The organism is Methyloglobulus morosus KoM1 (genome assembly GCF_000496735.2).
GTDB classification, from domain to species: domain Bacteria; phylum Pseudomonadota; class Gammaproteobacteria; order Methylococcales; family Methylomonadaceae; genus Methyloglobulus; species Methyloglobulus morosus.
The window spans coordinates 1-11,231 of the sequence record NZ_AYLO01000045.1; the positions used below are offsets into that span (position 1 = coordinate 1).

An 11,231-nucleotide genomic window follows, 5' to 3' on the forward strand; every position below is an offset into this window, starting at 1 on the left:
GCCGTCGCTTATAACTTGAAAAGGCTGCCACGGTTGTACGTTGAAAGCCCGTTGCCGCGGTTGCCACAGGCAAAGCCTGCCTAGCGGCCGGAAAACGGTGAAATAAAGCCGGTAATGACGAACTTTTGGCAAAGATTCGCCGAAATTACCCCCTGTTTTTCAATAGTAATTTGGTTTTTACGGACGTTCTAACCAATAACGGTGGTTTTGCAAAGGTCTCTATTGATGTAGTCCTTTTTCCCTAGCCCAACACCATGATGTCGGAGTATGGCGCAAGCAGTGGTGACATGGAAATAAAAATGGGGGATGATCACGTCCAGCAAATAAATCTGTGCCGTGTAAACCACTTCTTTGTCATTCAGCTTTATCGTGATGGGTTGATCATAGCTGTTGTCGATTTGTTCGCTGTCAATGCCTTGCAAGAAGGTGATGGCCTTGGCAATCTTGGCCTTAAAATCGTCAAAGTTGGTCTCATTATTTTCGTATTTGGGTATATCGACCCCAGCCAGGCGGGCGGCACAAGCCTTTGCCATATAGGTGGCAATCTGTATTTGTTGGCTTAAGGGGTACATGTCAGGCGCCAACCGGGCGTTGACAAAAACAAACTCTTCGATATTTTTGGATTGGGCATGGGCGATAACCTTGTCGAGTATCGCCGATAAATTACCCAACATACGGATAAAGTGTGGTATGGAGGCTTCGTACATGGAAATCGACATGTTTTACTCCGGGAAATAGCCATAACTTAGGGCGAGACTATATTATGATAACGCTTACCGAACGCTGCAATGCAAAAGCAATAAAACCATAGCTTTAAATAACCATCAATATTAAGCCGAGTTATGCTTGATTTTCGCCGCTTGGAATCGATTGACCTGATGCGTGGCCTCGTCATGGTGTTGATGGCGCTGGACCATACCCGCGACTTCTTTTCGGATGCCTTATTCAGCCCTACCGACCTCAGCAAGACCAGCGCCGGGCTTTTTATCACCCGCTGGATTACTCACCTTTGTGCGCCTACATTTGTCTTTTTGACAGGTGCCAGTGCTTATTTATCTACAATACGGCGCAATCTCTCTAAGCGCCAACTTGCGGGGTATCTGGTCACCCGAGGCCTATGGCTGGTTATTTTGGAACTCACCCTGGTTCGCTTTGGTTGGCTGTTCAACTGGGATTATCATGTCCTATTTGGTCAGGTGATCTGGGCTTTGGGTTGGTCGATGGTTGGGTTGTCTTGGCTGATTTTTTTGCCTCGCTGGGTAATTGCTGGCTTTGCAATTGTCTCAATTGCCGGACACAATGTACTGGATTTCTTACGTCCTGATGATTTTGGTGGTTTAACTTGGTTGTGGACTGTCCGGCATGTTCCAGGCCGGATCGAACTGATGCCCGGATATAGTTTTTATGTTGACTACCCGCTTATCCCGTGGCTGGGCGTGATGGTCGCAGGTTACAGTTTTGGGCCGATATTTTTACGCTCTGCGATTTCAAGAAGGGCTTTATTGTTCCAGTTTGGAATCGGTTGCATTGGAATATTTTTACTATTGCGCCTGAGCAATATCTACGGCGACCCCGAACCTTGGCAAGCCCAACAGGATCCGTTATTCACCGTTTTCGCTGTCCTGAATTGCGAGAAATACCCGCCGTCCTTGTCCTATCTGCTGGTGACAATAAGTATCATGATGCTTCTGCTAAGCCTATTTGAAGGGTTTAACCTGCTCCTGCTTAGGGAGCCATTGCTCATATTCGGTCGGGTGCCGTTATTTTTTTACCTTGCCCACCTGCCCCTTATCCATGGCACGCGCTTGCTGTCACATATTTCAGGGGGCTACCGGTTGATTGGCTGCTTGGCCGTGGCAGTCATGCTTTTCCCAACATACCAGCACCGGAATACGGATTTAACTTGACGATGGTTTATGGAATCTGGATTGGTAATACTTCTGCTCTTATACCCCCTCTGCAAAGGTTTTGCCCGCTATAAACGCCATCATCCCGAAATGCGGTGGTTGAGCTATATTTAAAAAATAACCATCATCATGACTCGATTCCGGACACTCGCCAATGTCAGTTTAAGTTCGAAGTAAACTTGACTAAACGACCCAAACCGGTCTATGGTGAACACAACTTAACCATACTACAAAGCAGACTTTCATCACGGGTTTGTTGGTTATGCATTAAAAAGACACAGTGCAGATAACTCCAGGAAGTAGTTTTTTAAAATTTTGGTAAAGTTTTCTATGAAATTATCGCAATCTTATTGCCAGCCGCCCATTCCCCAACATCACCCTTAAGCAAAGCCACTGCCATCAGGTCGGGGAATTGGTCGGGGGTGCAGGCGAATACCGGTGCGCCCATGGCGGCGATGGCGTGGGCGTTGTTGTCGTCATGCCAGGGCTTGCCGTCGTCGCTTAGTGCCAGCAGTACGATGACGTTTATGCCTTTGTAGATCATGGCTTGTACCCGTGCCAGCATTTCTTCCTTGTTGCCGCCTTCGCACAAGTCCGAGATCAGGATGAAATGGGTTTGGCCGGGATGGGCTATTTTTTGGTCGCAATAAGCCAGAGCTTGGTTGATGTCGGTGCCGCCGCCGAGCTGTACGCCGAACAAGAGGTCGACCGGATCGGACAGCTTCTCCGTCAAATCCAGAATGGCGGTATCAAAAGCAATGTATTGGGTTTTTAACGACGGGATGGAGGCCATCACCGTCGCGAATATTGCCGAATACACCACGGAATTCGCCATCGAGCCGGATTGGTCGATGCACAATACGACTTCATCCAACTGGGCTTGGCGTTTTTTGCGCGAATATCCGATCAGGGTTTCCGGCACGATGCTATTGTGGTCTTGCTGGTAATGGCGCAGATTCGCCCGGATAGTCTTGTGCCAGTCGATATCGGCAAAGCGCGGCTTGCGTGTCCGCTTGGCTTTGTTGACCGCTCCCAACACGGCCTGGATGGTTTTGGCTTCCAGCTTCGCCATCAATTCGGCAACCACTTTGGCGACCACCTGGCGGGCGGTGTGCTTGGTCTTGTCCGGGATAACCCGGCCCAGGCTAATCAAGTCGGCAACCAAATGCACATCGGCTTCCAATGCCGACAGGAATTCCGGTTCCATCAGCATTTGCTTCAAACCCAGCCGGGTAAAAGCATCTTTCTGGATCACCTGCACCACGGTGCTGGGGAAGAACTCCCGGATGTCGCCCAACCAGCGGGCAACACGTGGTGATGAACCGCCCAAACCGCCCTTGCGGTTTTGCTTTTGGCCGTCCATCGCGCCATCGTCGCGCTGGTATAAGGCATTCAGCGCGGTTTCTATCCTGATGTCGCGGTCACTGAGTCCATCGGCTCTGGCGGCGTGTTCGTCGCCGCCGCAAGCCAAGCGCCAACGTTTGATACGTTCGCAATTGTTCATGGCTTATTCCTTGCCGATGGATAAGTTAAGGATTGTGGCCAACAACGGTAAGGCCAACTCAAAATATTTGCCGCCTTCATCCAGTTCGATGGCTTGCCCGCTTGTGCCTGGGTGGATGGCGGTTGTACCGGCGCGCACTTTGGCCAACAGGCGATGGCGTTGGCTTAGGCCGAAACCGAAAAATGCCCGCCTTATCAGCGGGATGGTTTCCATAAAGTCCTCTTCCGGCAAGGCCATCAACCATTCATCCATGATAAGGAATAAAGCATCGTCCACGATAATAATGTCCGCGCTGCCGGATAAAAAGCCTTCCAGCCAACGCGCGCTGTGCAGCGGCGGCGTTCCATAAGACATCACTTGGACAAGCAGCTTATGCAGTTCCTCGGCGGCAAGTTTGGCGTTGTCGTACAAAAAATGCGCTGCCAAGCCTTGGATGCCTGCATTGCAGGTGCTGGCATGGATCAAGCCTTTTAACAGCGTATACCAACGGCTGACGATGTCCTCGTCGGCCAACAGGTAGACGGCATGATGGAAGCTGCCCAAGCGTTTCATCATCGCATCGCCCTCTTGCTCGTCCAGGTTTTGGACGGCATAAGGCAGGCGCACCAAGGTTTCATTCATCATGCTGACGGTCAAGCCCCTTAAGGTAAGCTCGGGAATCGGCCTGGCCGTGCCATAACGCAAGATGTTGACCAGCGGGACGACTGCATCGATCAAAAAATTGACCTCATTGCCTTGCACGGACAGCGATTCCAAACGGGTGATGGCTTGTCCTGCCGCCTGGGTCAAATCCGCCAGCAGGCATTGTTCGACCAGCTTGGCCGCATCGGCGACGGTTTTGGCTTGCCCGACCTGTTCGATGGCCGAATTCAACGCCGCCTGTTGGATGGTCGGGCCGAAGCGGATGGCTTCATTCAGGCGGACGCTGAAGGCCGGATCCCAGCATAAGCGCCATTTCTCGCGGAAGGTGCCGCGCCCGGTCGACGGCAAAAAACTGCCCCAGGGAATATTGAGCAACAGCAGGCGGTTAAACAACACCGATTTGGCAATCCCGGCTTCGGAACGCAAATCCAAGGTCAACTCTTGGCTGTCGGTTTCCAGCTTGAGCCGATATTTTTTCAACAACTTGCCCAAGTCAGCTTGCAGCGGCGGTTGCGGCACATCGGGCGCGACTTCGCCCACGCTTGCGCCGATAATCAACCGCTCATGGATTAACCTTAGGGGCAGCAAGACACCGCCGCACAACACCGACAAACTGGCATCGTTCATTTCCGCCAAGCCGGGCGAAGGGCGAGCCCGTAACGCCGCCAACGAATGGGATAAGCGCGCCGCCTCGATCACCGCTGCGGTGGAAGCCATCAGCCCTTCCGATCGTAACAAATGGGCGACCCGTTGTTGCCAAGTCGCCGCCAAGCTTTGGTTTTGATGGCCTTGCCGCCACAAGAATTGGTACCAACCGGGTGACGATACACCCGCGCCATAACCTGTGGCTGCCGCCAAGTGGCGGTCGCTCCACGGCGCCCATGTCGCTTCCGTTTTGGTTTTTGGCAGCTTGTTCAGCGCTTTTTGGTCTGCGCCGATACGGCTTAGGTCGCGTAAGGCCGGGGCATGCCACGCACCGCACACCACGGCGATGGTGCCGTCGGTTTCCTGCAATGTCTTATGGATTTGTAGGCGCATGTAGACTTCCCGTTGCAAGGTTTCGGTCGATTCCTTGCAGTATTCGCGCAAGGCGGCGACGGCGTTTTCGATGGCCGAAAAATGGCTATCACCGTGATGGCCTTCTTCGATGATGTCGTTCCACCAAGCTTCGGCATCATCATAACCCGCCAAGGTTGCCAAGTGGAAAAAAGGGTCGCGGGTCAGCGCTTCTTGCTGTGGGCTTTCCTCAGCGCCAGGCTTATCCGGCAGGGGGGCATCTTCGCTTATTTCCGTATCTGGTTGAGACGTTTGCGCCAACGCCTTGGCCAAGCGATAAGCGCAGGGCAAGTCGATAAACTCAGCGGGGATATTGTTTTCGTTGCCCCAGACCATCGCGCACCATTCCGGCGAATAGGCGGCAAAGGGATAAAAACTGGCATGGGACGGATCCTGGCTGGCATAGACCAATATCGCCAACGGCGGTGTCATCTGGTCACGCCCGGCATAAGCGATAAGGTGGGAGGCTTCGGCAGGGCCTTCGATCAGGATTTTGACTGGCTTTAAATGGTTTAACGCAGCCACAAGGCCGCGCGCACTACCCGGGCCGTGATGGCGGATGCCGAAAATATGCAGGCGTGACTCAGTCATGGTTTAAAGCATTTCGCGGATAGCCGCGTACAAATCCCGCCAATCCTTGCGCTGTTTCACCACGTTTTCCAGATATTCTTCCAAGGCGATACGGTCTTGCACCGGGTCTTTAACGACAGCCCCTATGATATTGTTCGCCAATCGATCAGCATCGATAATGCCTTCGCCGAAATAAACCGCTTCAGACCATGCGCCGACGGTCACGGATATGGCATCGGCAGCCGATAAGGTGCTGGACGGTGATTTGACCTTATGCCTACCATCTGCCGTTTCACCTGAGCGCAATTCCCTGAACAACATGACCAATCGGGCTATTTCTTTGTCAGCCTTGGGGATTTCCGGCAAATGCAAGCCGCCGCCAATAGCTGCCACCCGTTGTACCACGATGTTGACTTCTTCCTCGGCGGTTTCCGGCAAGGGCAGGACGACGACGTTAAAGCGCCGTTTCAACGCGGCGGACAGCTCATTGACACCCTTATCCCGGTCGTTGGCGGTGGCAATCACGTTAAAACCTTTGGCAGCATAAATGACATCGTTCAGTTCGGGAATAGGCAGGAGTTTTTCGGAGAGAATGGTGATTAAGGTATCCTGTATGTCTGAACCCATCCGCGTCAGTTCTTCCAAGCGGACAATAGCGCCGCTTTGCATGGCGCGCAGCAACGGCGTCGCCACCAATGCCTCATGGCTAGGGCCCTTGACCAGCAACATGGCGTAATTCCAGCCGTATCGGATCTGGTTTTCGTCGATGCCGGAGGTACACTGGATCAGCAATTGCGAATTGCCGGAGATTGCTGCCGCGATATGTTCCGACACCCACGATTTCGCCGTGCCCGGCACACCCAGCAACAACAAGGCGCGGTCGGTCGCCAAGGTGGCGACGGCGGTTTCAATCAAGCGTTTTTGGCCGATGTATTTGGGACTTATCGGCGTACCGTCCTGGGTTTTGCCGCCCACCAAATACAACACCGCCGACTGCGGCGACAGCACCCAGCTTGCTGGCTTTTGCAGCTTCGGGTTGGCAGCGTCATGCTGTCTTAAGGCTTCCAATTCTGCTTGGAACAGGGTTTCCACGGGTGGTCGAAGCGTCTTGTCAGTCATCGTGTGATTCCTTATTGGTGTTATGCTGGTCAAGCAGGGAAATGAAGGCTAAGTAAGCACTTGGATTCAGGGTTAACCGAAACGGTATTTCGGCTAGTTTCGCTAAGTAGGGTTGATGCAAGGGCGGCGACATCAGTACCGCCATCAGTGCCAATACGTCCATGCTGGTATTCGCCAGATATTGGTTGTCGCCGACGGCATTTTTGCAGGCCGCTTTCACCGCCTTGCCGTTAAGCAATGTCGCCGCCAACCTATCCGGCAGCGGCTGTGCCAGCAGGTCGTGGATTGCCAAGAGATTGGTGGACACCAACGGCTCGACCTCCGCCATCAGCGGTATCAGCCATTCGATAAGCTGCATCTTAATGACATCCGGTGCCGGGTTAAACCAGTCGCATAGGGTATTGGTTTGTCCGAGCAAGGTTTTTTCGTCTTCCTTTTGCAGCAACAGCAAGGCCGTCCCGAAATCGTGGGAAAACGCCGCCGCCCTAGCGAAAGGAAAGGCCAACTCCTGGTCGATCTTGCGCGGCAGTTCGTCCAAGGTCACGTCCAACGCCGCCGCAATATCGGCAATCGCTATATGTTCGGTTAAGGCGTACAAGTCTTGTAATGACTCGGAAGCCTTCTTGCCTTTTTGCTTAACCAGGGTGAATTTCCGGGTCAGCAAGGCAACCGTCAAACGCCCTTTTAATTCCACTTGTTTTTGCGCCGCCCCCTCCGAACCCGGAAACCGCGCCAAGAGATTGCTGGCGGCTTCCATGACTTTGCCGGAGCGGTCATTCGCTAAGCTTTCCAAGAAAGGCTTATCGCTTGCGCTTAAATTGACAGCCATCGCCTCGACATATAATTGCCGCAGTGCTGCCGAAGCATTGGCAAAATCTTTTTCAATCGCTGCCCGCGTGGCATCGGGATTGACGGCGCGTTGCCGACGGAGGAAATCGATTTGCTCGGTTTTGCCGAACAGTTGCCAGTTGTCCCAATTGATGTTTTCTACAGGCTGTTTGGGTTGCTGGGCTGCCAAGGATTGGCAATACCAGTGTTCGTAACTTCCGGTTTTAACGTTGATCACATTTAAAAACCGGTCTAAGCGGCATAAATCGAACGGATGCAGCCTGAACCCGGATGCTTGCAGGTGTTGGTAGACGCTACGGCAGATGGCTTCCCAGGCGATGCCGCCCGCTTGGGTTTTACCGACGAACCGGAATAAGGCCGGGCGTAAGTTATCCGGCAGCAAGAGCCGGGTATCCAAAGGCGGATTGACGGCCAAGGGCAGCACATTGGCCTTGCTTTTGTCATCCCCAAAGCTTATCCGTTCAGCCGCCAAAGCTATTGCCGCCAAGGTTTGCTGTGTCGGCTCAAGCGTCGCCAATGTTTCGTTAAGCGCTACAACCGGCAAGCCGGATTTTTTTAAGCCGAGTATGAGCGTATCGGATAACCTTGCCGCATCTTTGCAGGAAAATTCCACGGCTGTCATGATTGGGCACTCCAAAAACCATACACGGTATCGGCCTGCAACAGGTCGCCGCGCCATCCATCCCAGGTCACGGTAGCGTGGCTTATTTGCAAGCCCAGCAAGGGCAGTAGCGCTGTACGGTCTGGATGCTTAAGCAGGATGACACAGTCATCTCCGGTTCCGGTCAACCAAAACTGGCCTTTGTTATCGGTTACGACCACGGGGTTAGCCACTGCCAGCGGCCATGTCGGCAACCAAGGATTTTTGCTGCGTTGCATTAAACGCCCCTCCAACGCTTGCTTCAGCGGCTGCCCCGGCAAACGCCGACTGCCGTTTGCCAGCAAGGCATGATCGACAATAATGCCGCGCAAAGGCGTTGGTGAAGGATAATAAGCCACCGTACCTGCCAGCCATTCGCCGGGGCGGAAAGGCGGTGCGACATTGCCAGCCGAGGCATGGTGGTAGTCCATCAAGACCGCAAAGTGCTGTCTATCGGCGTTTTCGTCTACCCTGCCCAGCCAAGTTTCGACACGCCTTAAACCGTCATTTTGCAGGTATTCCCGCACCGCCAGCACCAACCAGTGGCCGCTTATCCTGAGGACATCAGGATTGTCCAGCAATTGTTCCCTGGACAGCGTCCAACCGAGCAAGCGCTTGACTTCCTGCTGGAGTTCGGTCGGCAACCCAGCTTGCTGCTGATAAGCCTTGGCCAGTAGGTACAGCGAGCTCAGTTTTTGCTGTAAGTAGCGCGGACGTTCGGATTCCGGCGTTTGCAATGCGCCGCCAGCCATTTCATCCAGTTGCGAGGCCAAGCCCGAGGCTTTGGCATCAACCAGCCTTTTTGCCGCTTGGCGGCAATTGGTCGTGCAGTTCTGCAAGAAATGCAGCAAACCCCTATCATAAACATCAGCCAGCCACGCGTAGAAATCCTCCAAGCCTGCCTGGATTAGCGTTTCGCGTTGTTGTTGGTTACGTTCCCTGGCTTTGGCGGCACGTTCGGAATCTTGTTTTTGTTCCGGTTCGTCAACGTTATCCAAGGCTTCGTTTATGGATGATTTTTTGGCGACATTGGTCTGGTCACTTACATTCGCCGCCGTTTTACCGATACGCCGCTTTGCCGACCAATCCCGCACCCATTCCGGCACATCCCCAGTCGAAAATTCCGCCGTTTTGGCACTATAACGCCACATCAGAGCCAAGCTATGTTTGCAGGGAAACTTACGACTAGGACAGGTGCATTTGTAACCCAAGTCGTTCAATGCCACACAAGCCCGATAAGGCGTGGAACCCGAACCCTGGCATTCGCCCCAAATAAAGCTGTGGTCGCTGGCGACGCCGCAGACCGGCCATTTTTTGCCATCCAATAACTTCTTGGCCGTATCCAATGAGGCTTGATCCGGCGCTAGGGCTTCAATCTTGTCGAGACTGATCATTTTGTTGGTAGGTTATAGCTAGCGTCTATTGGGATGTTGTCATTCTAGGCATGTCGTTTTATCTTATAACTGGGGTAAGGCAAACACTCTTTGCAACCTAGCTTTCCATAAAAAGTAGTTTATTCCCCCAAAGATACAAGCACCGAACTTGAATAGGCTTATTGCTAAGCGTTATCCGGCCAATGCCAGGGAGGTGCATCCAGCATTTCTTGGCCGATAATCTGAGTTTGGCCGAGGTTTTTTTCCAAGGTGATGGAATTGCATTCGTCCGCTTGCTCAAGCGCGGCAATCAGCCGGGTAGCATGGGAGACGACCCACACCTGGGTTGATTTAGAGGCATGGATGATTAGCCTCGCCAAGGCCTGGAGCAAATCGGGATGCAGGCTGGTTTCCGGCTCGTTCAACACCATCAATGGCGGCGGTCTGGGAGTAAGCAGGGCGGCAACCCACAACAAATAACGCAAGGTGCCATCGGAGAATTCCGCCGCCGATAACGGCCTTAATAAACCATGCTGATGGAGCAGCACTGCAAAACGGCCATCTTCTTGACTTGAAATCCTTAAACTGGCACCAGGAAAAGCATCGGACACGGCATCGTGTAAGGCTTCGGCATCGCCGATCTCGAGGATGGTTTGCAGGGCGGCGGCCAAATCCCTGCCGTCATGGTGGAGGATGGGTGTATGCGTCCCCAATTGCGGAATCCGCGCCGGGACTTCCGAATCCGTGCGGAAATGGTCGTAAAACCGCCAACTCCTGATCTGCTCCCTTATCGCCACGACTTCCGGCGTCTTGGTCAGGTCTCCCAATTGGCTGAACAGGCTGTCGTAACTATGGGTATGTTGGGAAACCACATCCCAGGCGCGGTTAGAACGCACCTTAACCAAAGGCCCATCCCGATCCACCAATGCGCTGGCAGGGCGATAGCTATGCCCCGCCCAAATGCATTCGCGTTTAATTTCAGGATCTAATTCGAAAGCGGACATTGACGGCGTGGGCAAACCCAAGGAAATCGCATAACCAAAATCATCACCGGAAAAACCTAGGCGCAGGCGCAGTTTTTTTTGCCTCGGCCCGCCCTAGATGTCGACCGCCCCCTCCCGCATACCCTTGGAAATTTGCTCCGGCCCCGCCCAAAAGGTGGTAGCAAGCCCGCCTTCATTTGCCAAGGCATTGACCACGCCGCCCTGCGCGGTCTCCGCCAACAACCTTGGCGCGATATAAATTGGACTTGCCGCTCGCATTGGAACCGGTGATGACATTTAACGCCCCCAACGGCAGTACCAGGTTGAGTAACGACCGATAGTTGCTGATTGCCAATGTGCGTATCATGTGGAGTTGTCCCGATGGAGGCAGGATTGTTAATGCTTATATCCGACCATCGCCTTAACTCACACCCTGCGAAACCAAATCACCGTTATGGCTGCTGATTGGTCGGCTACTGCCTAAATGTACTTATAAACAATCTGTGATTTGAGATTGGGCATAACTTTGACGGCCAATTCTTTATAGGCTTTATAGATTTTCGGCTCACAAACAGGACCCGGTGTAAG

At 53.1% G+C, this 11,231-nt stretch carries 9 protein-coding genes; 1 reads left to right on the top strand and 8 read right to left on the bottom strand.

Annotated features, from left to right (window positions below; all coding sequences use genetic code 11):
* Positions 1-188 precede the first annotated feature (188 nt).
* Entirely contained in the window at positions 189-719 is a 531-nt protein-coding gene (locus tag MGMO_RS06410; protein ID WP_036307130.1) for a DUF1993 domain-containing protein, read from the bottom strand.
* Positions 720-842: 123 nt separating this feature from the next.
* Here MGMO_RS06410 and MGMO_RS06415 point away from each other — a divergent pair, with 123 nt between their 5' ends.
* Complete coding sequence (locus tag MGMO_RS06415) at positions 843-1,907, top strand: DUF1624 domain-containing protein (protein WP_023494226.1); 1,065 nt, start codon at positions 843-845, stop codon at positions 1,905-1,907.
* 328 nt (positions 1,908-2,235) lie between these two features.
* Here the strand turns inward: MGMO_RS06415 and MGMO_RS06420 are convergent, their stop codons facing one another.
* From MGMO_RS06420 to MGMO_RS20290, 7 genes are all read right to left on the bottom strand, one after another.
* On the bottom strand, positions 2,236-3,411 hold the full coding sequence (locus MGMO_RS06420; RefSeq protein WP_023494227.1) for a VWA domain-containing protein: 1,176 nt from the start codon (positions 3,409-3,411) through the stop codon (positions 2,236-2,238).
* A 3-nt stretch (positions 3,412-3,414) separates the two neighbouring features.
* Positions 3,415-5,700, bottom strand: coding sequence for a DUF5682 family protein (locus MGMO_RS06425; protein WP_023494228.1), 2,286 nt, complete (start codon positions 5,698-5,700; stop codon positions 3,415-3,417).
* Positions 5,701-5,703: 3 nt separating this feature from the next.
* Positions 5,704-6,798 carry an ATP-binding protein gene (locus MGMO_RS06430; protein ID WP_023494229.1) on the bottom strand — a complete coding sequence of 365 codons (1,095 nt, stop codon included), beginning with the start codon at positions 6,796-6,798 and terminating at the stop codon, positions 5,704-5,706.
* Positions 6,791-8,269: a DUF5691 domain-containing protein gene (locus tag MGMO_RS06435; protein WP_023494230.1), complete on the bottom strand. Its 1,479-nt coding sequence runs from the start codon at positions 8,267-8,269 to the stop codon at positions 6,791-6,793. The genes MGMO_RS06430 and MGMO_RS06435 overlap by 8 nt, the downstream gene beginning before the upstream one ends.
* Positions 8,266-9,681 carry an SWIM zinc finger family protein gene (locus tag MGMO_RS06440; protein ID WP_023494231.1) on the bottom strand — a complete coding sequence of 472 codons (1,416 nt, stop codon included), beginning with the start codon at positions 9,679-9,681 and terminating at the stop codon, positions 8,266-8,268. Before MGMO_RS06440 ends, MGMO_RS06435 begins: the two co-directional genes overlap by 4 nt.
* Positions 9,682-9,845: 164 nt before the next feature.
* Positions 9,846-10,664 carry an AAA family ATPase gene (locus tag MGMO_RS06445; RefSeq protein ID WP_023494232.1) on the bottom strand — a complete coding sequence of 273 codons (819 nt, stop codon included), beginning with the start codon at positions 10,662-10,664 and terminating at the stop codon, positions 9,846-9,848.
* Positions 10,665-10,757: 93 nt separating this feature from the next.
* Positions 10,758-10,940: a hypothetical protein gene (locus MGMO_RS20290; protein ID WP_200922707.1), complete on the bottom strand. Its 183-nt coding sequence runs from the start codon at positions 10,938-10,940 to the stop codon at positions 10,758-10,760.
* Positions 10,941-11,231: the final 291 nt, after the last annotated feature.